The sequence below is a fragment of the Acetobacter oeni genome (genome assembly GCF_011516825.1).
Lineage (GTDB): Bacteria > Pseudomonadota > Alphaproteobacteria > Acetobacterales > Acetobacteraceae > Acetobacter > Acetobacter oeni.
Genome location: NZ_WOTA01000019.1, coordinates 1 through 25,026, shown reverse-complemented (window position 1 = coordinate 25,026; position 25,026 = coordinate 1). Strand labels below are relative to the sequence as shown.

Annotated in this window: 21 protein-coding genes and 1 pseudogene; 12 read left to right on the top strand and 10 right to left on the bottom strand. The window is 57.9% G+C overall.

Going from position 1 to position 25,026, the window contains the following annotated elements:
* Positions 1-271 precede the first annotated feature (271 nt).
* The 3 genes from GOB90_RS12520 (at position 272) to GOB90_RS12510 (ending at position 4,077) form a co-directional block, all read left to right on the top strand.
* Positions 272-1,591, top strand: a complete 1,320-nt coding sequence (locus tag GOB90_RS12520; protein WP_146887901.1) for a dihydroorotase — start codon at positions 272-274, stop codon at positions 1,589-1,591.
* A gap of 231 nt (positions 1,592-1,822) precedes the next feature.
* Positions 1,823-2,197, top strand: coding sequence for a hypothetical protein (locus GOB90_RS12515; RefSeq protein WP_146887903.1), 375 nt, complete (start codon positions 1,823-1,825; stop codon positions 2,195-2,197).
* A gap of 122 nt (positions 2,198-2,319) precedes the next feature.
* On the top strand, positions 2,320-4,077 hold the full coding sequence (locus GOB90_RS12510; protein WP_146887905.1) for an ArnT family glycosyltransferase: 1,758 nt from the start codon (positions 2,320-2,322) through the stop codon (positions 4,075-4,077).
* Between the two features lie 30 nt (positions 4,078-4,107).
* Here the strand turns inward: GOB90_RS12510 and GOB90_RS12505 are convergent, their stop codons facing one another.
* From GOB90_RS12505 to GOB90_RS12485, 5 genes are all read right to left on the bottom strand, one after another.
* Positions 4,108-5,049, bottom strand: coding sequence for a glycosyltransferase family 2 protein (locus tag GOB90_RS12505; RefSeq protein WP_146887907.1), 942 nt, complete (start codon positions 5,047-5,049; stop codon positions 4,108-4,110).
* Between the two features lie 125 nt (positions 5,050-5,174).
* Entirely contained in the window at positions 5,175-6,707 is a 1,533-nt protein-coding gene (gene der, locus GOB90_RS12500; RefSeq protein ID WP_146887948.1) for a ribosome biogenesis GTPase Der, read from the bottom strand.
* A 49-nt stretch (positions 6,708-6,756) separates the two neighbouring features.
* The gene (locus GOB90_RS12495) at positions 6,757-8,148 is read right to left on the bottom strand and encodes a PQQ-binding-like beta-propeller repeat protein (protein WP_146887910.1); all 1,392 of its coding nucleotides are present in this window, start codon (positions 8,146-8,148) and stop codon (positions 6,757-6,759) included.
* Positions 8,149-8,214: 66 nt separating this feature from the next.
* On the bottom strand, positions 8,215-8,904 hold the full coding sequence (locus GOB90_RS12490; protein ID WP_146887912.1) for a tetratricopeptide repeat protein: 690 nt from the start codon (positions 8,902-8,904) through the stop codon (positions 8,215-8,217).
* Positions 8,905-9,023: 119 nt separating this feature from the next.
* Positions 9,024-9,197 (bottom strand): hypothetical protein, encoded by a 174-nt coding sequence (locus tag GOB90_RS12485; protein WP_173572082.1) that lies wholly within the window; start codon positions 9,195-9,197, stop codon positions 9,024-9,026.
* Between GOB90_RS12485 and GOB90_RS12480 the strand changes: the two genes are divergently transcribed.
* Entirely contained in the window at positions 9,196-9,450 is a 255-nt protein-coding gene (locus GOB90_RS12480; protein ID WP_242011995.1) for a hypothetical protein, read from the top strand. The genes GOB90_RS12485 and GOB90_RS12480 overlap by 2 nt on opposite strands.
* A gap of 124 nt (positions 9,451-9,574) precedes the next feature.
* Here GOB90_RS12480 and GOB90_RS12475 read toward each other — a convergent pair whose 3' ends face one another.
* On the bottom strand, positions 9,575-10,645 hold the full coding sequence (locus GOB90_RS12475; protein ID WP_146887916.1) for an enoyl-CoA hydratase/isomerase family protein: 1,071 nt from the start codon (positions 10,643-10,645) through the stop codon (positions 9,575-9,577).
* A gap of 181 nt (positions 10,646-10,826) precedes the next feature.
* Here GOB90_RS12475 and GOB90_RS12470 point away from each other — a divergent pair, with 181 nt between their 5' ends.
* The 6 genes from GOB90_RS12470 (at position 10,827) to groL (ending at position 16,375) form a co-directional block, all read left to right on the top strand.
* Complete coding sequence (locus GOB90_RS12470; RefSeq protein ID WP_146887950.1) at positions 10,827-11,288, top strand: flavin reductase; 462 nt, start codon at positions 10,827-10,829, stop codon at positions 11,286-11,288.
* Positions 11,289-11,336: 48 nt separating this feature from the next.
* Positions 11,337-11,465, top strand: coding sequence for a hypothetical protein (locus tag GOB90_RS19555; RefSeq protein WP_260175978.1), 129 nt, complete (start codon positions 11,337-11,339; stop codon positions 11,463-11,465).
* Between the two features lie 268 nt (positions 11,466-11,733).
* Positions 11,734-13,572: an adenine deaminase gene (locus tag GOB90_RS12465; RefSeq protein WP_194300931.1), complete on the top strand. Its 1,839-nt coding sequence runs from the start codon at positions 11,734-11,736 to the stop codon at positions 13,570-13,572.
* A 121-nt stretch (positions 13,573-13,693) separates the two neighbouring features.
* A complete protein-coding gene (locus tag GOB90_RS12460) occupies positions 13,694-13,897 on the top strand; it encodes a cold-shock protein (protein WP_146887918.1) in 204 nt (67 codons plus the stop codon).
* A 486-nt stretch (positions 13,898-14,383) separates the two neighbouring features.
* The gene (locus GOB90_RS12455; protein WP_146887920.1) at positions 14,384-14,677 is read left to right on the top strand and encodes a co-chaperone GroES; all 294 of its coding nucleotides are present in this window, start codon (positions 14,384-14,386) and stop codon (positions 14,675-14,677) included.
* Between the two features lie 54 nt (positions 14,678-14,731).
* Positions 14,732-16,375 carry a chaperonin GroEL gene (groL, locus tag GOB90_RS12450; RefSeq protein ID WP_146887922.1) on the top strand — a complete coding sequence of 548 codons (1,644 nt, stop codon included), beginning with the start codon at positions 14,732-14,734 and terminating at the stop codon, positions 16,373-16,375.
* Between the two features lie 1,770 nt (positions 16,376-18,145).
* Here groL and GOB90_RS12445 read toward each other — a convergent pair.
* Positions 18,146-19,828, bottom strand: a complete 1,683-nt coding sequence (locus tag GOB90_RS12445; RefSeq protein WP_146887924.1) for a M3 family oligoendopeptidase — start codon at positions 19,826-19,828, stop codon at positions 18,146-18,148.
* 198 nt (positions 19,829-20,026) lie between these two features.
* On the opposite strand from GOB90_RS12445, the gene GOB90_RS12440 reads away from it, so the two are divergent.
* Positions 20,027-20,875, top strand: coding sequence for a 2OG-Fe(II) oxygenase (locus tag GOB90_RS12440; RefSeq protein WP_146887927.1), 849 nt, complete (start codon positions 20,027-20,029; stop codon positions 20,873-20,875).
* A gap of 10 nt (positions 20,876-20,885) precedes the next feature.
* Here the strand turns inward: GOB90_RS12440 and GOB90_RS12435 are convergent, their stop codons facing one another.
* The 3 genes from GOB90_RS12435 to gluQRS form a co-directional block, all read right to left on the bottom strand.
* Complete coding sequence (locus GOB90_RS12435; protein ID WP_146887954.1) at positions 20,886-22,034, bottom strand: pyridoxal phosphate-dependent aminotransferase; 1,149 nt, start codon at positions 22,032-22,034, stop codon at positions 20,886-20,888.
* Positions 22,035-22,144: 110 nt separating this feature from the next.
* Positions 22,145-23,347 carry a pyridoxal phosphate-dependent aminotransferase gene (locus GOB90_RS12430; RefSeq protein WP_146887929.1) on the bottom strand — a complete coding sequence of 401 codons (1,203 nt, stop codon included), beginning with the start codon at positions 23,345-23,347 and terminating at the stop codon, positions 22,145-22,147.
* Positions 23,348-23,636: 289 nt separating this feature from the next.
* Positions 23,637-24,524 (bottom strand): tRNA glutamyl-Q(34) synthetase GluQRS, encoded by an 888-nt coding sequence (gene gluQRS / locus GOB90_RS12425; protein WP_146887931.1) that lies wholly within the window; start codon positions 24,522-24,524, stop codon positions 23,637-23,639.
* A gap of 205 nt (positions 24,525-24,729) precedes the next feature.
* Between gluQRS and GOB90_RS12420 the strand changes: the two are divergent.
* Positions 24,730-24,915 (top strand): annotated as a pseudogene (locus GOB90_RS12420) (HNH endonuclease); the annotation flags it as partial.
* Positions 24,916-25,026: the final 111 nt, after the last annotated feature.

Below are 25,026 nucleotides of genomic sequence, written 5' to 3'. Positions count from 1 at the left end.
CCGGAATAACTGAAGACAAACGCTCCCGCGTTACCAGATGGACCGCCTCCGCTTCAGCAAGCCTGATATGTAATCGGAAATCTTCCCGAATGACCATCGACCATTCCGCCCGCATCCTCGTGATACCGCACCCGTCCGATAAATGTATCTGCACGCTGAGGCAGCATCCCCGAATGCCGATCCAGACTAGGACGCCGCCGCCCGATCGCGTAAACAAAACACACAAACCGAAACGCTGCGATCCGTCGCACACGACAGGAAAGACCGGCCCATGCGCTACGACCTGATCATCCGGAACGGAACCTGCATCCTCCCCTGGGGCGAAGCAAAAACCGATATCGGTGTGATTTCCGGCCGCATTGCCGACTTGACTGTCTCCGCAACTGCCGAAGCCGCTGAAACCATCGACGCCGCCGGCCTGCACGTCCTCCCCGGTCTTATCGACGCCCATGTTCATCTCCGCGATCCCGGCAATGCCGCCGTGGAGAGTATTCCGACCGGAACCCATGCCGCAGCTCTCGGCGGCATCACAACCGTGTTCGACATGCCGAACACCAGTCCGCCCATCACAAACAACGAGATGCTGCGCTGGAAACAGGAATATGCCTCACGTCACTCCTGGACCGATTTCGGCTTCTACGTCGGCGCCACAAGAGAAAACACCGAACATCTCGCTGAATACGAACAGTTCGAGGGAGTCTGCGCCGTCAAGGTTTTTGCCGGGTCCTCCACCGGCAATCTGATGATCGAAGACGATACCGGGCTTGAGGCCGTCATGCGCCACGGCCACCGCCGCATCGCCTATCACTCCGAAGACGAATACCGCCTCCAGGCCCGCCGAAAAGAGTTCCACTCCGGTATGCCCTACAGCACCCATGCCGTCTGGCGCGATGTCGAATGTGCCTTTCTCGGCACCCGCCGCATCATGGCTCTGGCCCGTAAAACCCGGCGCCCCGCCCATATTCTCCACACTTCCACCGCCGAAGAACTGAAATACCTCCAGGGATTCCGCGACATCGCTACAGTCGAAGTCCTCGTCAACCATCTCACTCAGTTCGGCCCCGACTGCTACGACCAGCTCGGTGGCCTTGCTGTCATGAACCCTCCGATCCGCGACCGCAGTCATTACGAGGCAAGCTGGGAAGCAATCCGCAACGGCACCGTCGATGTCGTCTCTTCCGATCACGCTCCGCATCCGCTCGAAGCCAAGGCAAGACCGTGGCCCGAATGTCCCGCTGGTCTTACCGGCGTGCAGACCATCGTTCCGCTCATGCTCGATCACGTCAGCGCCGGTCGCCTCAGTCTCGGCCGTCTCGCGGATCTGATGGCCGCTGGCCCCGCCCGCGTTTACGGCCTCCAGGCCAAGGGCCGCATCGCCGCCGGATACGACGCCGATTTCACCCTCGTCGACATGAAAGCCCGTCGCCGGATCACCAACGACCGGATCGTCACGCCCGCCGGCTGGACCCCGTTCGACGGCCAGGAGGTCACAGGCTGGCCCGTCGCCACCATCGTGCGCGGCCAGGCCATCATGCGTGATGAGACCATGATCGGTGAACCACGCGGCCAGCTTGCCTGCTTTTTGCCTTAAAGCTGATGTTAACGCCGGACGAGCTTCGAAACCGCGAGGTGACGAACGGGCAGGGGAGGAATGACAGCCTCTCATCCCGATCGGTCAGATACCCGACAGGTTCGGCGGCATCGGGAGGGTAACTGTCCGGATATAACATCCCGTCTTCAGCCTCATCCCGGCACCGTCGTTCTTTTCGCGGGCCACAGAAACCTGAACCATCGTCCCGGCGCGTGGCCGGAAGGAAACCACATGAAGACCTGCCTCTTTCTCTGTTTTGCTGCCGCTTTCTCGCTCGGTGTCTCTGGTACAGCCACCCGCGCCGCTACGGTATGGACCGCATCCGGTTGCGGCAGCGAACCGTCAGCGCCAGCCCTGGACGTATCCGGCGTCGACAAATACAACAGCAGCGTCGACCGCGCCGCTGCTTATGAAAAAGCCGCCCGCGCCTATAACGCCTGCGTCTCGAAAGAAGCCAATCGCGAGGAAACCATTGCCAGCAATGAAGCCCGCGATAAGATCAGTCATATCCACGAAGGCAGTACTGCCGTTCAGCAACGGATCGCCGCAAACTTCACTAAAATGACGACGACGCTCAAAGCTGCTGGCAACAAATTCAGTAAATAACACCGTCACGACATCGAAATGTCAGGTCGACCGCAAGGTCAGACCTGCTGCCTGTTTGCACGAAATAATAATTCGTCATACCAGAGTCGAACCAAAGATGATTCGTATATAAACAGGAAAGTATGAAAGCCCGTTCTGGAATATCATCAATTTATAAAAATAAACTTTTTGTCGCGGGTATAATTATTCTTCTCGCGGCGGTTCTCTGTGCCCAGTTACGTCTCGCAGGAATGCCCGTAACAGGCGATGAACCGGAGTATATCTATCGGGCTCTCAGCTTCTGGCACACCGGTGGTTTCCGGATGCCGACAAGCCGCTTCGCGCAGGAAATGCCGGAATTTCAGGGCATAGTCAGCAACGGTTTCATGCCGATCCCCGGACATCCCGTTGTCATGTCCGTCCTTGCCTCGCCCTTTGTCGGATTGTTCGGAACAGGCGGACGCCGGGTGGTTTCCGTAATCTGTGCGCTGACTTCCGTTCTCAGCCTTGCGTGTCTGCTCCGTCCCGTATTCGGGTCAGCCAGAGCATTGCTCGTCACGGGCTTCGTCATGCTGACTTTCCCGGTCCTTCCATATACGCATCTGTTTTATACGGACATGATGATGATGGCATTACTCGCCGCATCATGGACCTTGGGACGACAAAACAGGACAAATGCTGTTCTTGCCGGTGTCTTCTGTGCTCTGGCCCTGCCGTTCGTACACATCCGGGCCTCATTGCTCGCCGCGACGCTGATATCGTTCGCCGCCATACATTTGTGGAAACGTCGTGACCAAACCGGTCTGATCGCCGGAGCAGGTCTGTGTCTGCTCGCGGGCGGACTGTTCCTCTGGCATCAGTTCGCCCTGTTCGGACATCTGGTCGCCGGCGCGGATGCCGTGTTCACGCCCCGCACCGCTACGGTGTTCGACCGCTTCATGGTCCATCTTACCGAATTCAGACATGGTCTCCTCACAGTCAGTCCCGCATGTCTCCTCGCTGTGGCAGGTCTCGTCATCGGAGCCTGGCGCCGGTCAGTTCTGGCCATTCAGGCCCTTGTTCTTCTGGGGGTTTACCTGCCGCCAATGATCTGGGGCGCTGAAGCGGAATCCTGGCCGGCACGCTTCTGGGTCGTCGTCATGCCTGCCATGGCTGTCGGCATGGCCTTCTGGCTGACTGCCGTGCGCGGCCTGCCCGCGCGTCTTGCTGGCGCGGGTCTGATGCTCGTCTCCATCCTGAACGCCGCGATCCTGCTACAGCATAACTCAAAATTTCTCGATAACCGCCTGGCCCTGATGACGGCTGATACGGACTTTCCGTTTCACGACCGCTTCGATATCGCCGGCCTGATGCCATGGGACAGCCTTGATTTCATCATCTTCAAAATGGATACGGCACCGGAACTGAATGAAAAGCTGCTGACTCATGCGGCATGGTTCTGGTCCGCATTGCTCGTCGCTTTTGTTCTCAACGGATTGCTACGTTTCGGGAAAATCTCCGGAATCACGACATGGTTGCCCGTGTTCGGCCTGCTTCCTCTCATATTTGCCGCAACAATGCGTCCGGTCGCCGCATCGGCGGTCAGCATCACCCGCAACGCCAACGCCGTGTCGCTGAATTTCCGCTGCCCGGCGGACGTAAGACTTATCCGCCTCCTGTCCCCGTCCCGTATTCAGATGATCCCTCCTACTTACCCTCAGGGACTGGATGTCACCACTATCCAGACAACCGACGGGCAGACAACGACCTGGGCCGCGCCATTTGCTCCGGTAGTCGGGGTTCCACCTGGTCACTACCGCACAATCAGGCTGACCGCGCATGGAGAAGGTGCGAACGGCATATGGACAAGCGGAGAATTTGTCGCTCTGGCGGCGGGAATAAGACGCCTGCGCTGCAACTGATCTGATCGACGGCACCGGAGATGAGACGATTCAGTTATACGTGCGCCTGACAATATAAAGCGGACGTTGCTTCGTCTCCATATAAATACGACCGATATACTCACCAAGCATACCGATACTGATAATCTGAATACTCCCAAAAAATGTGATCGCCACGAAAAGAGAGGCATAGCCCGGCACCGGATTGCCCTCGATCACTGTCCTCACAGCAATATAGAAACCGTAAAATAATGCCAGAACAGCACCTGCCGTCCCGAGATAGGTCCAGAGCCGGATCGGAAATGTCGAAAAACTGGTCAGTCCTTCAATCGCAAGATTCCATAATGACAGCACCGAAAATTTCGTTGCTCCCACAGTTCGCGCCGGCCGCACGTACTCCAGTGTGGTCGTCCGAAACCCTACCCAGGCAAAGAGGCCTTTCATAAAACGCTGACGTTCCGGCAGCCTTTTCAGAGCTTCCACAACGGAGCGATCCATGAGACGAAAATCGCCAACATTTTCAGGCAGGCGAACCTGAGTCATCGTGTTGTGAAGCCTGTAGAACCAGCCAGCCGTTTTACGCTTGATATAGCTGTCGGAAGACCGGTCCATGCGCTTTCCGAGAACGACATCCGCCCCGCCGCGCCAGACCTGAACCATATCAGGTATCAGTTCGGGCGGGTCCTGAAGATCAGCATCGAGCAGAACAACGGCGTCACCGAGCGCTGCATCTATTCCCGCGCTCATCGCCGCTTCTTTTCCGAAATTCCGCGAGAACTCCAGAACCCGGAACCGCGTATCCAGTTCTGCCAGCGCGATCAGATGTGTCAGCGTATCATCGCGGCTGCCATCATCAATACAAACAATTTCCCAGCATGTGTCCGGAATCGATTCCAGGACAGGAAGAATGGTCTGCGCAAAATACGTGACGCCGGAACCCTCGTTATAAAACGGAACAACAAGAGACAGCGTCCGTATCACAGCGTCAGCCATCCCGGCCGGTCGGGCTCTGCCGTAAAGCCTGTAACGGAACAGAGCCGGTCAAAAATACCATGTCTTGCGCAAAAAGCAGCCGACCCTGCGGCCAACACAGTCGTACAGACGCAGGCCCCCGGGGCTCAGCGACCGTCATCGTCCGCATAAGGATTCTTCGTCCCGCGTAACTGCAAGCGCAATGGTACTCCGGTCAGCCCGAAGCTTTCACGCAATCCATTGACCAGATAACGACGGTAATCCTCCGGCAGCATCTCCGCTCTTGTCCCGAACACCACAAATGTCGGAGGTCTGCTCTTCACCTGCGTGATATAACGCAGCTTCAGCCGGCGCCCGCTCACCAGCGGAGGCGGGTGTCTGTCCAGAACAGCATCAAACCAGCGATTCAACTCGCCGGTCGGGACACGGGTGTTCCAGATCTCCGCCGTCCGGCGAACCGCTGGCAGCAGCTTCTGAACACCAGCCCCGGTCTTCGCCGAGAATGCCACAACCTCAAGCCCGCGCATCTGCGTCAGCGAGATCTCAAGACGATCAAAAATGGCCTTCCGGACGGCAACCCGATCCTCAACCGCATCCCACTTGTTCAGGGCCAGCACGCACCCGCGACCTTCGCGCTCGACAAGACGCGCGATCTGCAGATCCTGCTCATGCAGCCCCAGCGTCGCATCCACGACCAGCACCACAACTTCCGCAAGTTTCAGCGCCTCAATCGTCGCGGATGTCGACATCTTCTCCAGCTTTTCATCGATCCGGGCCTTGCGCCGCAAACCGGCCGTATCGACAACCTGAACCTCGCCATGCTCGTCGCTGACCATCACAGCCACCGAATCCCGCGTCAGACCCGGTTCCGGCCCGGTAATCATTCGCTCCTCGCCAAGAACCCGGTTCAGCAGCGTCGATTTTCCCGCGTTCGGTCGTCCGACAAAAGCAATCCTGAGGCGTCCCGGCGCCGCCGTTTCGTCTTCTATAAAGACAGCCTCGTCAGCAAACTCATCCGGAGCCGTATCGTCTGAAGGTTCGTCCGGTCCCGTCAGAGCGGCAAAGCTGAGAGAAGGCTCTTCTTTTTTCTCGACTTTTTTAGCTCTGCGTCGCCGGGCCGGTATCTCTTCAGCCGCTTTTTCAGCTTCAGTCGGAGGCGGCAGAGCCTCCGCGATCTCGCTCATGAGATCCGCAATCCCTTCGCCGTGCTCAGCCGACACCGCAATCGGCGTTCCCAGTCCGAGCGAAAAAGCCTCCATCGCCGCAGCCGCTCCGGATTTGCCCTCCGCCTTGTTGGCCACCAGCATGACCGGACGATTCTGTTTTCTCAGCCAGGTCGCAAAATGCTCGTCAGCCGGCGTAATGCCGGAGCGGGCATCAATGCAGAACAGCACCACATCCGCCTCAAGCACGGCCATCTCAGACGAGGCCCGCATCCGTCCGAACAATGAGTCCGGTGCCGCCTCTTCCAGACCCGCCGTATCAATCAGCCTCACCATGCGGCCCCGCAGAACCGCTTCAGCCTCTTTGCGATCCCGCGTTACACCGGGCGTATCCGCTACAATCGCCTGACGCCGGCCAACCAGCCGGTTAAACAGCGTTGATTTGCCGACATTCGGGCGACCGGCAATCGCAACCGTTGGCAGTCCTGAGACAGGAAGCGCCGGCTCCGGCCGCATCGGCGACCTTTGTGTGCGTGACCGGGTCGTGCGCCCGGAGCGTTTCTGATCAGCCATAAGAGGTAAGAACGCCCCGGTTATCGATGACCAGCATCTGGCCATCGGAGAAAATAGGTTCGACCGTCGTTTCCGCCGGCATTTTATCCAGAGAAAGTATTTTGCCGGTCACAGGATCAAGCGTCACAATACCGTTCTCAGGCAATGTGCTGATACAGATCAGCTTTCCGCCGGCCAGTGCAGGACCCGTCCAGGTCACGCCGTCCTTGCGCGCATCAACCCGGATATACTGACGAAGCTGCGTAATCCAGCGAACCTGCCCCGTAATCCGGTCAAGACAGGCAACCTGATCGTCCATGCTGATAATAAACAGCCAGTCGCCTGCACAAAGGATCGGATTCTGTCCCGCAATCGCACGCTCCCAGAGCCTGCGCCCTGATCGCATGTCAATTGCCACCATCATCCGTGCCACGCTCATGGCATAGGCCGTGCCACCGGCAATCACCGGCATGCTGCGCACGCAGGCAAAATCCAGCACGGTGCTCTGCCCGCCAGGATTGCCCAGCGTATCACTCCAGACAACCTCGCCACTTTCCGCGCGAAGCGCAACCAGATCGCCGGAGCCAAAGCCGGTGAGCACCACCCCGTCGGTTACCGCCGGGGCAGGCTGCCCAAACATCACCGTATCAGCCGGTGAGGCATTATAATCCCAGAGCTGGTGCCCGCTGGTCGCGTCCAGTGCAAAAAACCGCTCGTCAATTGTCCCGAAGAACAGCCGTCCGTCCACAATCGTCGGCGCCGAGCGGCCGGGCGTCCCGACATTCATCCGCCATTTGACCGCACCGGTCGCCGCTTCCACGGCCACGGTCTCGGAAATGCCGTCGACGATATAAAGCGTGTCACCGGCGGCCCCCAGACCCCCACCGATATTGCTCGACTGCAACTTGTGAGACTTTGGATTGAAGTGCCAGAGGTGGTTCATGGCTGGCCATGTGTAGCCATGTACATTCCCGATGGCGTCCATCGTGAAAATCCGGCCCTGATGAATGACCGGGGTCGCCTGAATAACACCGCGCCCGTTCGAGCCCAACGCAGCGAACGCCAGAAAATCCGGCTCGGATATACTGTGACCAATCGACTTCGACCACCGCTCTTTCAGACCGTTCCAGGCATAATTGGTCGAGACATGAGACGGTACGCGGCCACTGATCGGCCAGTCTACAGACTGGAAAGACGCCGGAATTGTAATCGGCGTCAGAGGGTCGCTGGTCTTCTGTACTATCAGTCCGTTCCGCCCGCTGACGACCGGAATACGGTGCCCGGCCAGAATCGGCTTTTCATCATCGTCAAAGACACTGCACGCCGCCAGGCCGGGAACAACCGCTGCGCCGGCAAGCAATGTGCGAAGAAAGCCGCGGCGGCTGTTACGAGGACATCTGGACATCGGATCGCTTTCGAGCGGCTGGGACACGGCGGGTCGGTCTCTGAATGAAGTGGAAATAACGAACGCTCAGCCAGCCTGGCCAAGCGTCTGCAACAGGGCGTTGGCACGCATACGAACACCTTCAGGCGCAGCGAAATCCTGCGTCAGGCGGGTCAGACGGCCACGCGCCGACTTATCCTGTCCCTCGCGGATATCAAGGGTTGCCAGCGCCTCATTAGCCAGCGCGGCATACGGCTTGCCGTTATCGGTCAGCAGCGAAAGGCGCGAACGGACCGTCGCCACATCGCCGGAATCGATCTGCCACTGACACCAGAGTAATGTGGCGAGGTCGCGCAGATTACGATCCGCCTGTCGGTCGGCAGCGATGGAATTCCATGTCGTCAGAGCACTCTGCACATCGCCATGCGCCGCGCTGGCCGCCGCAACCCTCAGCTTCGATAAAGTGGCAAGCCCGGCAGGCGCCACGCCACTGAGCTGCGTCAGCGATGCAAGACCCTTTTTCTGCACACCCGTCAGCGGCGCACTCGCTCCGCTCGCGGACTCGTCCATTCCTGCGTCATGAAGTGCTTTAAAATAGGTGAGGGAGGCCTGCTCCGCCCGCGCCTGTTGCGTTGAGCGGTAATACTCCCATCCACCGGCACCCGCACCGGCAAGAACGACAATTCCCAGCCCCAGCCCCGCAAATCGTCTGGCCAGACGCCGGATGCGCTCGGCCCGCAATTCATCGTCCACTTCTCTGAAAATTTCGTCGACCACCGGCACATATTCTCTTTATCTGCGGGCTGATGCCCTGCTTTCATCGGATGCGCGCCTCAGTGTCGCGGAACACGGACAGATCGGCACAAAACCCTTATCCGCAGGACAATAGCCGCGCATCAGGAATGCAGCAAACGGCATCCCTGCAAAATATGCGACATAACCGTGCCGGTAAGCGTTTCTTCACCTCCCGGCTCCATACTCTCTTTTATGTCCAGCACCCGCTTCTTTTTTTCTGCCGTTTTTTTGCTGCTCAGCGGCTGCTCAGCGCCGCAAATAGGCAGCTTCGCCATGGGACGCGACTGCACCGCGACGGAACTGGAGAAGGGAACCGGCTGGTGTTCGCCTCCTGAGACACCGCCACCGCCGCAGCCTTACTGCACGGCAGGATGGAGCGGGGTCGATTGCTGGAGCCGCCCGGACCTGATGCCTAATGTCGCCCGCAATGTGGCGGAAGGCCCCACCGGGCTGACAGCGGAACAGAATGCCGTCCGCCTTAATAAGTCTTACACAAACGTGCCCCCATCCTCTCAGAACAGCTACTGAATTTTATATCTCGCTAAAAAACCTGTCTGTTTTCAGAGGATACTGTTTTCCAGACATCAGCCCGGTATTATTTCAAAGTACGAACCGCATTTTACATCCGGAAATATGAAGAAGGCCGTGCCGTCTACGCCGCGCATTGCTTCGCCTCATCAGCATCCACGGCAGCAATCGAAGCAGGACTCCAGACAGGGGTGTTATCTTTGTCGATGACACGCGCCCGCACGCCTTCAGAAAAATCCTTCCGTGCCAGCATATGCCCGACCGCACTGCTTTCCAGCGAAAACCCGTCCGTAATCATTTCGATATCCGCCAGCTTCTGCTGCATCAGCCATGTTACGTGCAGTGAAAAAGGGCACGCAGCCTTCAGAGCGGCAAGATCTCCTTCGGCCCAGGCCACGTCGCCGCCTGCTGCAATGACATTCTCAAGGCGCTGCATCACAACCGGCAATCCTTCGGCAGGCGTCAGGGGCAGCACATCATAAACCGTCACGGAACCGGCAGGCAGGCCAGCTTCTCCGGCCTGTATCTCCGCAAGCTCCTGCAAAACATGATTGATCCTGTCCTCAGTTACATTCGTCAGTGCTTCCGTCAGAGACGGCAGATTGTCCGAGTGAAGCAGGTGATCCGCAAACCCCGTCGCTACAGCCTGTATCCCGTTCATGCGCGCGCCTGTGAGTGCGAATCTCAGACCATAAGCCGGGTCCGCATGTGCCAGCCGCCAGCCTCCTCCCGCATCCGGCGTCAGACCGATCGCTGTTTCAGGCATCGCCAGAGTCGACCGCTCCGTAACGATCCGGTGTCGCGCGTGCGCGCCAAACCCGATCCCGCCCCCCATTGCAATACCGTCCATCACAGTCACGACCGGCTTCGGATAGCGGGCAATCGCCAGCATCGTCCGGTAAGGAATCGCCATGCTCGTATGAGCCGCGACAGAGCCGCTGCGCGCGATAATGTCCCTGATCGCCCGGATATCTCCGCCAGCACAGAAAGCCCGTGGTGAAGATGAATCGAGAAGAACAGTATGAATGTCAGCGTCGTCCCGCCAGCGATCCAGAACAGTCAGCATCTCCTCCGCTGTCGCCGCGTCGATCGCATTCAGCTTCTTCGGCATATCGAGGGTCATGCGTGCAAGATGACCGTGTCGTTCAGTAAAAAAGGGACGACTGGCGCCATCTGCTGAAAGAACTTCCGTCATGACGTATACTCCTGTTCCACGACCGCCATAGCCTGCGGTCCGGTGCATTCATGAGTTCTTTATATCCGGTTGTGACAATCCCCGGAATCCCGTACGGGTGAACACTTCAGGAGCCGGGTTCAGGCCGGACAAGAGCAGGAGCAGCAGCGTGGCGGTTGAAACCGGTGCCTTTCGGGAAGCAATGGCGCGCATGGGCGCGGCAGTAACCATCGTGACAACCGGAACGCTTGATAATGCGACCGGCTTTACAGCTTCAGCCGTCTGCTCGGTTACGGATACGCCGCCAACACTCCTCGTCTGCCTCAATCGTTCCGCCCGCGTCCGTCCGGCTTTCACCGTCAATGCCGCCATGTGCGTTAATGTGCTCTCCGGCACCCAGGGCCCGCTTTCAGAGCGTTTTGCCGGCGCATTCGATATGATAGAGCGATTTCAGGAAGGACACTGGACGACATTGGAAACCGGTGCGCCGGTCCTGGAAGAAGCCACGGTCTCTCTGGACTGCCGCATCAGCCAGATCGTGGAAGTCGGAACCCACAGTGTCATTTTCGGCGCTGTCGATGCCTTGCGGCTTGGCGGTCCGACCGGCGGTCTGGTCTATTTTAATCGCGCCTATCACCATCTTCCCCATATCGAGGCTAAGTAGCTCCCGGAACGACATGTGCCGGTGACATACACAGCGGAGTGAACGCAAATGGCAAAAAAAGAAACGAAGAACGATGTGCCAATCATTTCCATGCGGGCGCTGCTCGTCATGCATGGAATCCTCATTGTCTTCGTCGGCCTCATGGCGTGGCTCGACTGGTCACTGCCCGGCGGTTAAAGCCATTCCGTCTGCCGAACTTATCTGATATTTCCGTTTGTCAGAGACCGGAACTCGGGTAACGGCGCCTGCATAGGAACTCCTTTCGCTCCGGAAGTCGTGCACCCCCCCCAAAAAAAATAGCGCAGGTTGTGAAAAACCATCCCCTGCATTCATGGTTTGCGTCCGCCGCCTGTCACTTTCACGACCCGCTCCCCACAAACCGCCGTAAAGTTAAAAGTGGTTCTGTTCGCGAGACAAAAACCACGGCGGGCGTTATACTTCTGTCATGCAAGACATTCAGCCCCTGACCCGTTTCTCCGTGTCCCCGCTGCACACTATGACCCGGCAACTCGCTGCTGTGGCCTCGGGCCGTGCCGCTCCGGACCTCGTGCTGACCGGAGCCAGGGTTCTTTCAACCTATTCAGACCGGATGCTAACCGATCGTGAACTCTGGATCAGCGGTGGCCGTATCGCCGCCCTTCGCCCGGCCGGAAGCTGGCGCGCAACCGGTCAGACCCCGGGTGAGGTAAGAGACATGCAGGGCGGCATCCTGGCCCCCGGCCTCGTTGACCCGCATCTGCATATCGAAAGCAGTATGATGACCGCCTGCGCCTATGCGGAAGCGGCCCTGCTTAACGGCACCACCACTATCTTCTGCGACAGCCACGAAATCGGAAATGTCGCCGATGTCGCGGGCATCGAATGGATGCTCGAAGACGCCCGCCATGCCCCTCTCAACGTATTTCTGACCGTGCCCAGCACTGTCCCGGCTACATCGCCACAATGCGAAACCGCCGGAGGCGATCTCACGCCTGAGAAGATCGGTGCTCTTTTCGATCGCTGGCCCGAAGCCGTCGCTCTGGGCGAGAAAATGGATTTCGTTCCGCTCTGCCACGGTGACGACCGCAGCCACGCCATCGTCGCTGAATCTCTCAAACGCGGTCATCCCGTCAGCGGCCATGTCTTCGGACGTGAATTCGTTGCCGCATACGCCGCGTCCGGCGTCACCGATACGCACGAAGCCATCACCGGCGAAATAGCCGACGACCTGCTCGAAGCCGGAGTCTGGATCTTTCTGCGCGGCGGCCCGCCCACCACACCCTGGCATTCCCTGCCGGAAGCCATCAAAACCATCACCGAAATGGGTGCCGATCCCAAGCGTATCTGCGTCTGCACCGATGATCGCGACGCCGATGATCTGTCTCTGTTCGGTCAGGACTGGGTCGTACGCCAGGCCATCATGGCCGGAATCAGGACCGAAACGGCATGGAGTATGGGTTCCCTCCATGGCGCAACCCGTTTCGGCATGGATAACGAAATCGGTGGGTTTGGCGGCGGTCGTCGCGCCGATCTTGTCCTGCTCGATGACGCCATGGAGGTTCAGGATACCTGGTATGGCGGCCGTCATGTCGTCTCAGACCGCAAAATCACACCGGTTCTCGACCGTCAGTTCTCCGAATCCCGCTACCGTTACCCGGAGGCGGCATACAGAACCGTAATTCTGCCTGAGATCGGCGAACTCATCCCATCCCTGCCTGATGGTCCCTGTCACGCTAATGTGATCGGCATCAGCGGCCCGGGCGATATCGCGCTTCTCCACGAGGTGATTGCGCTTGAAGAAGCCCGTAACTGGGACGTGCTGCTCGAAAAACACGACCTGTGTTTTGTCACGGTGCTCGAACGACACGGACGGAACGGAGGAGTCGCACACGGTCTCCTTCGCGGCTTCGGGCTTACGGAAGGTGCCGTCGCCAGCAGCGTCGGACACGATGCTCACAACATTATTGTCGCCGGCCGGAACGAAGCCGACATGCGTCTGGCCGTAGAAACCGTGCGCGACAGCCGGGGCGGCGTCGTGGTTATTTCAGATAACAAAGTCAGTGCGCTCGTTCCGCTTCCCATCGCCGGGCTTCTCTCGGATGAACGGGCAGGGATCGTCGCGCAGCAGACCGAAAAACTGAAGCAGGTATGGAGCGAACTCGGCTGCACCTTGCCTTACATGGGTTTCAACCTGATCCCGCTTTCAGTGATTCCGGATATTCGCATTACCGATAAGGGTCTTATCACCGTTCCGGCTATGGAGCAGCTCCCGCTTTTCGTCCTTATGAATAGTAAGCATGATTGACAATCGGACCGGATCATGAGCGGATGTACATAAGTCAGAGGCACCACAGAGTGTGGTTGTCCAACTGACCGGTGCGCTCGTCCTCTGGTCGGGTCGCGCTCTACGAGGAAGGATGTTTCCAATGCCCACCGGCACAGTAAAATGGTTCAATGCGACAAAGGGCTTCGGCTTCATTCAGCCTGACGATGGCGACAAGGACGTTTTCGTCCACATCACTGCCGTGCAGGCTGCGGGCCTGACGGGTCTCACTGAGAATGAGAAAGTCAGCTACGAACTGGTCACCGAGCGCGGCAAAGCCGCCGCGACGAACCTGAAAACAATCTGAGGCTGCGTGCCACTGGTCGTGAAAACGGCCAGCAGGCACCCTGCGGATTGAACTGATACAGTCAGGGCCTGACGGCGGGTCGTGTTTCACATCCGCGCTGGCTCTGAATGTGTTTGCCTGAACATTCAGGCTGAATCCTGACCGGTCTTCTCTCATCGGGCACGATGACCGGCTGATCTTATCATTTCCTGTATCTGTCATAATTACAGTGCCTGTTTTCCGTTGTGATCCGGCGAAAACAGAAGTGCCTGAATTATGGGTTATCTGTATCTCCATTTTTGGAAAAATGCAGATAAATTCAGAAATCTGGCACTCAACAAAGAAAAGTGCCAACCCGCCTTGACACTCTCTCAGGGCACTCCTATCTCATCTGTGGCACTCCCGGGGTGGGAGTGCTAACGCACCGCGGCGTAGAGCGCGTGGCAAGAGGCGGCGTCGCTTGACCTGAGGGTGCCGTCCCAAAATAAGAATGTGGAGCGATCCATAATGACGAAATTTCGTCCCCTGCATGACCGTGTGGTGGTTCGTCGCGTAACAAGCGATGAGAAGACCGTTGGCGGCATCATTATTCCCGACACAGCTAAAGAAAAGCCTATGGAAGGCGAGGTCGTATCGGTCGGCCCCGGCGCCCGTAACGAGCAGGGCCAGATCGTGGCTCTGGACGTCAAGGCTGGCGACCGTGTGCTGTTCGGCAAATGGTCCGGCACCGAAGTTAAAATCGGCAGCGAAGAACTGCTGATCATGAAAGAAAGCGACATTATGGGCGTGATCGCCTCCTGATCCGGCTCTGATCCCCCTTTCTGATCGTTTTCAATCCTTTAAGGAGAATTTCTCATGGCTGCTAAGGACGTAAAGTTCGGCGGTGACGCGCGTCAGCGTATGCTGCGTGGCGTTGATATTCTTGCTGATGCCGTAAAAGTAACGCTCGGCCCGAAGGGTCGTAATGTCGTCCTCGACAAGAGCTTCGGCGCGCCCCGCATCACCAAAGACGGTGTGTCGGTCGCAAAAGAGATCGAGCTCGCCGACAAGTTCGAGAACATGGGCGCGCAGATGCTGCGTGAAGTGGCTTCGAAAACCAACGACGTCGCCGGTGACGGCACCACGACAGCCACCGTGCTGGCTCAGGCCATCGTCCGTGAAGGCCACAAGGCCGTTGCCGCTGGCATGAACCCGATGGATCTGAAGCGCGGTATCGACAAGGCTGTCGCTTCCGTCGTCGAAGAACTGAAGAAAAACACCAAGAAGATCACGACCCCGGCCGAAACGGCGCAGGTCGGCACGATCTCCGCGAACGGCGAGCATGAAATCGGCGAGATGATCTCGCAGGCCATGCAGAAAGTCGGCTCCGAGGGTGTCATCACGGTTGAGGAAGCCAAGGGCCTCCACACTGAACTCGATGTCGTCGAAGGCATGCAGTTCGACCGTGGCTACATCTCCCCGTATTTCATCACGAATGCGGAGAAGATGATCGCGGATATGGATAACCCCTATATCCTCATCCACGAGAAGAAGCTGTCCTCGCTTCAGCCGATCCTGCCGCTTCTCGAAGCCGTTGTTCAGTCCGGTCGTCCGCTGGTCATCATCGCCGAAGACGTCGACGGTGAAGCTCTGGCAACACTGGTCGTCAACAAGCTCCGTGGTGGTCTGAAAATCGCTGCCGTCAAGGCTCCGGGCTTCGGTGACCGTCGCAAGGCGATGCTCGAAGATCTCGCGATCCTGACCGGTGGTCAGGTCATCAGCGAAGACATCGGCATCAAGCTTGAGAACGTCACACTGCCAATGCTCGGTCGCGCCAAGAAGGTGCATATCGAGAAAGAGAACACCACGATCGTTGAGGGCGCCGGTAACGGCGACGACATCAAGGGGCGCTGCAACCAGATCCGTGCGCAGATCGAGGAGACCACCTCGGACTACGACCGTGAGAAGCTGCAGGAACGTCTTGCGAAACTGGCCGGTGGCGTTGCCGTTATCCGCGTCGGCGGTTCGACGGAAGTTGAAGTGAAGGAGCGCAAGGATCGCGTTGATGACGCGCTTCATGCAACCCGCGCTGCTGTCGAGGAAGGCATCGTTCCGGGCGGTGGAACCGCTCTGGCCCGTGCATCCGTGGCTCTGGCTCACCTGCATTACCACAACGAAGACCAGAAGGTCGGCGGCGAGATTATCCGCAAGGCTCTTCAGGCTCCGCTGCGTCAGATCGCGCACAACGCGGGTGAAGACGGTGCGGTTATTGCCGGCAAGGTGCTTGAGTCCAGCGAATATGCTTACGGCTTTGACGCACAGCTTGGCGAGTACAAGAATCTCGTCGATGCCGGCATCATCGATCCGACCAAGGTTGTCCGTGCAGCTCTCCAGGACGCAGCTTCGGTTGCTGGCCTGCTGATCACGACGGAAGCCATGGTTGCCGAGCGTCCGGAAAAGAAAGCTCCTCCGATGCCAGGTGGCGGTGGAATGGGCGGCATGGGCGACATGGATTTCTGATCCGGTCGACTGTCAGTTTCACACCAAAAAGGGGAGGGCGGTTTCGCTCTCCCTTTTTTTATTTGTTCATGAGTACGGATTGTCCGGAGCGAAACGAGAGAATTCCTGACGACCGAAAAATTCCAGAACGAGGGCGCAACTCCCCTCCCGCTTCATCAAGGCTATGCCCTTGCCGGAAAACAGTGCTCGTCGGAATCTCTGGAATTAACCTGTTATGAATATGAAATTTCGTGGGATTATCCGCGCCTTCGTGGGGTTTATCGGACTGAATAAACGACAGTTTATTGTTTTCTCAGAGCCTCATCAGAAGTAATCTCCCTCTGCAAAAAGCGAAGCGGAGCCGGTTTTGATGGCAAGCCCCGATCCGGGAAACGCTTCACTGCCATGGCAAGTGTGCTGTCCAGGAAAAAATGGCTAACATTGGACAGGGGAAAACTCGCAGTCTTGTACCGCCCGGTGCGCGCCGTTTTCTCCCGGGAACTATTTCAGGTGATGACAAGAAATAGTTCTGAATTTTCACGCAGAGCCGGTCTGATTACCGAAAGTGCACATCATCTTATGCTCGGATGCTTCTCGGTGTCAGCCACGCAGGTTGAGGAAAGCACTGATTCGAAAATCGATATCTCTGCTGTTTTCGGAAAGCGAAGATGTTTTCTTCTGATCGCCTGTTTTCTATCCACTGGCCCGAACCGGCTTTGAAGGTTTTTCCGTTGAGCAAGACAACACGGGAAAAGAGGGTGCTCGTCGCACACACGGTGACACCGTGATGTTCTCTTTGCCGGAGCCATGCGCCAGATGGCGCAATGCCGGGTTTTCGGAGAACCCTGTCTGTGTATCGTTCAGTGATGACAGTCATTCTTATCAGCTCGTTTTTAAAAAAACAGGCAGGTGCGGATGGCTTTCTGACAGGAGTCAGGAGCAATGCGCGGCGACACGGTGATTAATCTCCAAGCCGTAGCACGCCTTCTGAGGCGGAGCGCTTTGTGGGGTTCCAATAGCAGGCCCCACCCGCACGGTACACCTTACTTCTTCACGCCATGTTCGTCATGAGTTCGGCGTCCATATCCGTGTCGGAGTTTACGTTGCTGGTACCTCATGCCTGTTCGTGCATCAGCAGCAATTTTGGAACAGGCGGAAGCGTAAATGAAAACTGTCTTCGCGCAATCGGCTCGATCTGCTGACACATGTGCGTCTCCACGCTATTCTGAGCCACGCGGATACCGGTCACGATCCGACCCGCTCGTATCTGCGCTCAGGAAAAGATCACTCACGAGTTGGTTCTGCGGACTGATCGTCTTCCGTATCGTACCAGATTACGCCAGGAGTCAGTCCAGGCAGGAACGGCACCTTTTCCATATCCATAGCAGTCACCGGACAATCTCCCCGTTACGACGCCGATGACGGCAGACCAGTGATCATTGTGCCGGGTTGCCATGTCACGCCACCAGTTCGCAAAACCCGTTCCGCTTCCGCCATGTTTTTAGGTCGAGGCTGAAGATCACTCCGGAAATCAGCGACCCGCCGATTCCCTGAAGAACTGACTAGTCATCTTTTCCTGAACTGCCCAAAAGCCAGAACCCGACACCGGTCATAACCCACGATCCCGAAGTATCCGCATCTATGCTTCCGTTTCCGTAACTGGTGGAGAACAAACCGTGCCAGCACCAGCGGAGAGCTCAGAACGCAATCATATCGGCCCAAATCCATCCTGCCATGATGAGTGCCGGCTCCCTTTCCAGTGCCGGAATCGCGTTTTCTATAAGACTTGCCCTACGCTGCTGTTACGCCCAGCACCCCCGATGCCTCCCGAACCACATCCGCCAGCGCACCCGGCTCAAACGGTGAAACCAGTCCCGCCCCGGCAACCAGCGTCGTAAACGGTGCCGAACCACCCCGTGCGCATAGCCCCTCATAAGCTGCCATCGCTCCGGGTTCATCCCGGCGGGACTTTAGCCAAAGCTGCATCGCGCAACACAGCGCCAGCGTATAATCAATGTAATAGAAAGGAGATTTGTAAATATGCCCCTGCGCCTGCCAGCGTCCGCCCTTCGCGGGATAAGCAATATCTCCATAATCGCGCCACGGCATATACAGCCGCTCCAGACGTCGCCATGTTTCATGTCGCTCCGCAGGCGTCATCTCAGGACGGGCATAAACCTCATGCTGAAAATGATCCACACAGACACCATAGGGCAGAAAACTCAGTGATCCGATCAGGTGCATCCGACGAAACCGATCCGCTGCTCCATCCTCAACCATCAGTTCCATATGCGGCCAGGTCAGAAACTCCAGCCCCATCGAGTCAATCTCCGCCGCCTCCATCGTCGGCCATAACTCATCAATCGATGGCAGATCCCGACTGCGCCAGTTCTGATACGCATGACCCATCTCATGCGTGAAAACACTGATATCCCCATGCGTGCCATTGAAGTTTGCAAAAATGAACGGCATCCCCACATCTGGAAATGCCGTGCAGAACCCGCCGCCTGCTTTGCCGTCCCGGTTTTTCAGATCGAGATAACCACCATTCACCATCTCTGAAAAAAACGGCCCGAGCCCGCCCGACATCCGGTCAAACATCGTCTGCGCCCGTTCAATCAGCAGATCGTAACCGCCAGCCGGTTTCGGATTGCCCTTCGGATCAATGAAGTTCTCATCCCAGTAACACAGATGGTCCCAGCCCATTTCCGCCCGCCGTTCCTCCAGCAGCCTGGCCACCAGCGGAGTCACATGCGTCAGAACCTCCTCGCGAAACCGGGCCACCTGGTCCGGTCCATAATCCACCCGCCGCATCCGTCGATAGCCCAGCGGCATATAACTCCCGAACCCCAGCGTCCGCGCCATCTCCGTTCGCAACGTAACCAGTCGGGCATACAGCGTGTCGAGTGTGTCGCCATGCTCGGCAAAAAAAGCCCAGCGCGCCTGTTCCGCTTCATGACGAACCCTCCGGTCCGCGTTCTCCAGCCAGGGAGCAAGACCTGAAAGATTGACCGTCTCCCCCGCAACCGTAATCCGCGCCGAAGCCAGCAGCGCCGTATATTCGCTGCACAGACGCGATTCTTCCTCAAGCGCCGATTCAATCCGGGAATCAAACGTCGTGACATCCCTTTCCCATAGTTGCACAACATGCGCGCCAGCAATTTCAACCAGAGCCGCCCGGTCAGCATCAGCCAGCAGACGCTTCTTGATCGTCACCTCATGCGCCGTCGCCTTTGGTCCCAGCTTATCGGCATAATCCCGCTCAGCCTTGCTCGCTTTACTCGTCGTGTCCTGTGAAAATTGCAGATAAACGAGCGACGCCCAGCTATCCAGCGTGCGGCGCTCCCGGTCGAACCGCTCAAGTGCCGCTCTCAGATCACCCGCATCAAGCAGAGCGACAACTGCCCCGAAACCATCCGTCAGGCTGGTTTCCGTGGGGCGGGGAAAGGTGAGGGAGGGAAATGCTGGAATCATGACAACACCGTGCCACCGTCATCATGTCCAGTCCACCGGTATAAAATGACGACCTTAACCCTGACCTCGCCCACCCTATGTTTTTATTTCGTTAATCTTCGTCACCTAAAAATACCAGGTGAGCATTAAAAATTAACATACGCATGAGCTGAATATGATGCCTCGTCTGTTCTCTGCCTGTGGAAAGATCAGAGTCTGATGTCCACGAAAGAATTTCTGAGTTCTGCAGCGGCACAAGCCAATGTTCCGTTGTGGTGTTCTCCTTCTTCCACAGAAGCGCAGACCCTTGCCAAAACCTTTGAATATGCGGACCCGTTTCCTCATCTGGTGCTCGACGGCCTGTTCGAGCAGGCTTTTCTCAAGACCATAGCGGACGAGATACACAGCCTTCGTTCCGATCACTGGGTTCCGCATTATACGGCTCTCCAGAAGAAACGGGCGACAGATGGCATGGCGGGTTTGCCGCCCCAGACAGCCCGTTATTTTGCCTTCACAAATTCTTCCGAATTTATATTTTTTCTGGAATCCATTACAGGCATCCATGCCCTGATGCCCGACAGCACACTCCTGGGCGGAGGTATTCACCAGGCCAACGCAAACGGCCATTTCGAAATTCATGTCGATTTCCAGACCCATCCCACAACCGGATTCCGGAATCGTGTCGCGGTAATCACCTATCTGAACACGGACTGGACCGAAGCGGATGGTGGCGCGCTCGAATTGTGGAACATGGAAGAAAATCGCGCCGCCGTCAGCATCCTGCCGCTCTTCGGCCGAACTGTCATCATGGGTCAGTCAACGATCGCCGCGCATGGTTACCCGACGGCGCTGCCCGGCGAACGCCCGCGCCTGGCTCTCATTGCCTATTTCTATACGCAGACAAGCAACCCGCTGCACACAGCGTTCAACAAGACACGCTACTTCCGGCGTCCCGATATGCCTCTCAATCGTCGTGTCCAGATAGCTCTGAGAGACATTTTCCCCACGCCCGTTGTCAGGTCACTGCGCCAGCTGCAATCTCAGCTGACGCACAGGCGGAACAAATAGTCCCGTCCGGTCAGCGCAGCGTCTCAACAAATCTGGCGATTCGGGCGCAGGCCTCTTTCAGATCAGCATCCGCCGTAGCACAGGACAGTCGCAGATAAGGTGACAGCCCGAACGCGCTGCCGGGTACCGTGGCGACATAAGCCTGCTCGAGCAACGCCATCGCGAAATCAGTATCCGTCCGCAACAGTCGCCCGTCCCGCGTCGTTTTTCCAAGACAGGCCGCAATTCCCGGATAGGCATAAAACGCGCCAGACGGCACCGCACAGGTAAACCCCGGAACAGCCTGCAGCGTGTCCACCACCATCGAGCGCCGCCGCGCATAGGTCGATACCATCTCCCGGATCATGTCCGAAGGGCCGTCCAGCGCCGCTGCTGCTGCCGCCTGAGCCACAGTGCAGACCCCCGACGTCGCATTGCCCTGAACAACCCGCATCGCCGCAATCAGTTCACGCGGGCCGCCGGCATACCCCACGCGCCATCCCGTCATGGCGTAAGCCTTCGCCACCCCGTTCATCGTCAGCACACGGCCTCGCAAATCAGGCGCAATCGCTGCAAAAGACCGGAACGAATGATTGTCGAACACAAGATGCTCGTAGATCTCATCAGAGAGAATCCATACATCCGGATAATCCCGCAGCACCGCCGCAATCCCGCGCAGGTCCTCATCCGTACAGAGCGCCCCCGAAGGGTTGTTCGGAAAATTCAGCACCAGCCACTTCGTTTTCGACGTCATGACCGCCGCCAGACGCTCCGGCCGCAGACTGAATCCATCCACTTCGTCACATTCAGGATGAACCGGAATCCCGCCAAACATCCGCGCAATCAGCGGATAACTCACCCAGTAAGGTGCCGGAACAACAACCTCATCACCCGGATTGATCGTCGCCATGAACGCATTGAAAATGACCTGCTTGCCGCCATTGCAGACAATCAGCTCATCCGGCTCAAACGCCAGCCCGTTCTCGCGACTGAACTTCCGTGCAATCGCCGCTTTCAGCGCCGGCTTGCCATCCACCGGCGGGTATTTCGTATCCCCCGCCAGCGCCGCCCGATGCGCCGCCTCGACAGCATAAGACGGCGTCGCAAAATCAGGCTCGCCCAACGCCAGAGAAATCACATTGTGACCCTCCGCCCGTAACGCCCGCGCCCGCCGCGCCATTTCTATCGTTGCCGGCGCCGGCAATCCTTCAAGCCGCTTCGCCAGCCGGGGACCAGAAGCCCCGACCTCAGAAACTCCGGTCCCTGAAACCTCCGTCACACCCGTTCCCCTCAGCGCAGTCCGGCACAGAAACGCTGAATGCGCGTACAGGCTTCCTTCAGACTCTCCGTGTCCGTTGCATAAGACACCCGGAAATGCCCCGCGAACATAAACGCCGATCCATGCACCGCCGCCACGCCTTCTTCATCGAGCAGCGCCGTGACAAAGGCCTCGTCCGTCTCGATTACCTTGCCCGAAGCTGTTCGCTTGCCGAAACATCCCGCCATGGACGGAAACACATAAAATGCCCCCTCCGGACGCGAGCAGGTCAGCCCGCTCGCCTGATTCAGCATCGACACCACAAGATCGCGCCGCTCGCGATACGTCTCGCACATCGTCCCGATGAAATCCTGCGGACCCGTCAGTGCCTCCAGGGCCGCCGCCTGCGCGATGGAACACGGGTTGGACGTGGATTGCCCCTGTAACTTGTTCATCGCACGCGTCAGTTCCACCGGTGCCCCGGAGAACCCGATCCGCCAGCCCGTCATCGCATAGGCCTTCGACACGCCGTTCATCGTCACCGTGCGATTCCGAAGCTTCGGCTCAACCTCAACAATCGTCGCAGGCCTGAAGCCGTCATAAACCAGCTTTGCATAGATATCGTCAGTAAAGATCCAGATATCAGGATGCCGCAGCAGCACATCGCACAGAGGACGCAGATCCTCCGCCGAATAGGTGGCTCCCGTCGGATTGCATGGCGAGTTCAGGAAAAACCACTTCGTGCGTGGTGTAATCGCCGCCTCCAGCGCCTCTGCGGTCAGCTTGAAATTATTCTCGGCCAGACAAGGCACAATCACAGGATTGCCATCCGCCAGCGCCACGATGTCCGGATAGGAAACCCAGCACGGAGCCGGAATAATCGCCTCGTCGCCCTTGTTGATGGTGCTGACCATGGCATTGAAAATCACCTGTTTTCCGCCCGTGGAAACGATGATCTCTTCAGGCTTGTAGTCCAGCCCGGAATCAAGCCGGAACCGCTCGGCAACCGCCGCACGCAGGGCAGGGGTGCCGGCCACGTCCGTATACTTTGTCTGACCCGTTTCAATCGCCCTGATCGCCGCAGCCCCAATATTGGCCGGCGTGTCAAAATCCGGCTCACCTGCCGACAGGCTGATAATATCGCGACCCGCCGCTTTGAGCGCCCACGCCTTTGCCGTAATGGCAATGGTCTGGCTGGGACTGATTTTGTTCAGACGGTCAGCAATAAAAGACATAATCCCGATCCTGAGAAGTAAACGCCATGCAACCCCGGCCACACGCCGTCCGCGGGCGACGCGGCACACTAGAAGGTTTCGCGTCGATGCGGAACAGCGCACGCATCACATCCGCACCATTTTCCAGCGAATGAACTGTTCTGTACCCACACCGTATTCCATGTCTTTCCAGAAACGGGCCTGACACCGGAACGAAAAAGCGGTCATCGGAATAAGTCGCTGTTCAAAGCATCGCTCCACAGCTCTGTTCGCAAGAACATGCCGGATAAGATCAGCCGCGTCCGGAGCTTCAGCCTTCAGACAGCAATCCCACACCCGCCGCCGCCCGAACCGCCCCGGCCGTCATTCCGGCCTCCCGCATCGCCCGGATCGACAACGCTCCGTCACGCTTGGAAAGCCGCCTCCCCATGGCGTCACAAAGCAACGGATGAAACATATAGTCCGGCGCAGGCCAGCCCATCAGTTCCTGTAAAAGTCGATGAATCGCGGTCACATCCCGCAAATCCTCGCCCCGCGTAACCAGCGTGATGCCCTGCGCCGCATCATCCTGTGTGACACACAGATTATAGGATGCCGGAATATCCCGCCGCGCCAGCACCACATCCCCGAACGCAAGCGGATCACAGACGACATCGCCCCGATCCGCTTCCCGAAAGGTGAGGGGGCCATCTCCGATCTCCGCCATCGCCCGCCTCACATCCAGCCGCAACGCATAAGGCTCACCCGCCGCGATTCGTCGCACCCGCGTTGCCGCATCCAGACTCCGGCACGTTCCCGGATAAACCAGACTCCCGTCCGGAGCATGATGTGGCGCCGACGCGGCTTCTGCTACTTCCCTGGCAATCTCCGACCGTGTGCAGAAACACGGATAAACCAGATCCCGATCCGTCAGAACCTCCAGCGTCTCCCGATACAGTCCCATCCGCCCGGATTGCCGGATAACCGCTCCGCTCCAGTGCAGCCCTGCCCAGGCAAGGTCTTCCAGCGTCTCATCGATGAACTGCTGCCGACATCTCCGCATATCAATATCTTCAATCCGCAGCAGAAACCGACCGGACGGGGCGGCATGACGGGCGGCAAAAAATCCCGCCGCCACATGCCCGAGATGAAGCGGCCCCGTCGGACTGGGCGCAAACCGCGTTACAACTCCCCGTGACGGACATAACTCAGAGGCCACAGATCAGTCCGCCGTTGCGACACAGATCTGTCATGGAAATCTCATATTCCGGCAAACGCCACTTCCTTGCAGTCCGGGATTTTTCGGGCCTATAGTTTTTGCGACAGTTCTCGACGACGCGTGATCCACGGCGTTCTGTTCCGAAACCGCCGTAAGAATCATGAGCCGTCTCCGGGAAAGGATACGCGCTTTGACCAGTGGCAGTATGCACTATCCATCTCTCGTCCTGAACGCCGATTTCAGGCCGCTTTCCTATTTTCCGCTCTCTCTGTGGTCCTGGCAGGATACCATCAAGGCCGTCTGCCTTGATCGCGTCTCCGTGCTGAACGAATATGACACGGAAGTCCGCTCACCAAGCCGTCGTATGCGTCTGCCGAGTGTCATCGCCCTCAGTGTCTGACCGAAAATGAGTTGAGTGATTTCAGCAGGTTATGATTCATGGGTTTGCGAGAACCTGATGAGATCAAGATGGCCTGGACTGAAATCACCCGAGCGCAGTATC

Excerpts from the sequence above, each read along its gene's own strand:
- der (WP_146887948.1), bottom strand. The coding sequence starts at position 6,707 with ATGCGGCCGGAGCCGGCGCTTCCTGTCTCAGGACTGCCAACGGTTGCG.
- GOB90_RS12430 (WP_146887929.1), bottom strand. The coding sequence starts at position 23,347 with ATGTCTTTTATTGCTGACCGTCTGAACAAAATCAGTCCCAGCCAGACC.
- GOB90_RS12495 (WP_146887910.1), bottom strand. The coding sequence starts at position 8,148 with ATGTCCAGATGTCCTCGTAACAGCCGCCGCGGCTTTCTTCGCACATTG.
- groL (WP_146887922.1), top strand. The coding sequence starts at position 14,732 with ATGGCTGCTAAGGACGTAAAGTTCGGCGGTGACGCGCGTCAGCGTATG.
- GOB90_RS12510 (WP_146887905.1), top strand. The coding sequence starts at position 2,320 with ATGAAAGCCCGTTCTGGAATATCATCAATTTATAAAAATAAACTTTTT.
- GOB90_RS12445 (WP_146887924.1), bottom strand. The coding sequence starts at position 19,828 with ATGATTCCAGCATTTCCCTCCCTCACCTTTCCCCGCCCCACGGAAACC.
- GOB90_RS12480 (WP_242011995.1), top strand. The coding sequence starts at position 9,196 with ATGGGACGCGACTGCACCGCGACGGAACTGGAGAAGGGAACCGGCTGG.
- GOB90_RS12515 (WP_146887903.1), top strand. The coding sequence starts at position 1,823 with ATGAAGACCTGCCTCTTTCTCTGTTTTGCTGCCGCTTTCTCGCTCGGT.
- GOB90_RS12485 (WP_173572082.1), bottom strand. The coding sequence starts at position 9,197 with ATGGCGAAGCTGCCTATTTGCGGCGCTGAGCAGCCGCTGAGCAGCAAA.
- GOB90_RS12460 (WP_146887918.1), top strand. The coding sequence starts at position 13,694 with ATGCCCACCGGCACAGTAAAATGGTTCAATGCGACAAAGGGCTTCGGC.
- GOB90_RS12435 (WP_146887954.1), bottom strand. The coding sequence starts at position 22,034 with ATGGCGCGGCGGGCGCGGGCGTTACGGGCGGAGGGTCACAATGTGATT.
- GOB90_RS12470 (WP_146887950.1), top strand. The coding sequence starts at position 10,827 with ATGGCGCGCATGGGCGCGGCAGTAACCATCGTGACAACCGGAACGCTT.
- GOB90_RS12475 (WP_146887916.1), bottom strand. The coding sequence starts at position 10,645 with ATGACGGAAGTTCTTTCAGCAGATGGCGCCAGTCGTCCCTTTTTTACT.
- GOB90_RS12505 (WP_146887907.1), bottom strand. The coding sequence starts at position 5,049 with ATGGCTGACGCTGTGATACGGACGCTGTCTCTTGTTGTTCCGTTTTAT.
- GOB90_RS12520 (WP_146887901.1), top strand. The coding sequence starts at position 272 with ATGCGCTACGACCTGATCATCCGGAACGGAACCTGCATCCTCCCCTGG.
- GOB90_RS19555 (WP_260175978.1), top strand. The coding sequence starts at position 11,337 with ATGGCAAAAAAAGAAACGAAGAACGATGTGCCAATCATTTCCATGCGG.
- GOB90_RS12440 (WP_146887927.1), top strand. The coding sequence starts at position 20,027 with ATGTCCACGAAAGAATTTCTGAGTTCTGCAGCGGCACAAGCCAATGTT.
- GOB90_RS12455 (WP_146887920.1), top strand. The coding sequence starts at position 14,384 with ATGACGAAATTTCGTCCCCTGCATGACCGTGTGGTGGTTCGTCGCGTA.
- GOB90_RS12465 (WP_194300931.1), top strand. The coding sequence starts at position 11,734 with ATGCAAGACATTCAGCCCCTGACCCGTTTCTCCGTGTCCCCGCTGCAC.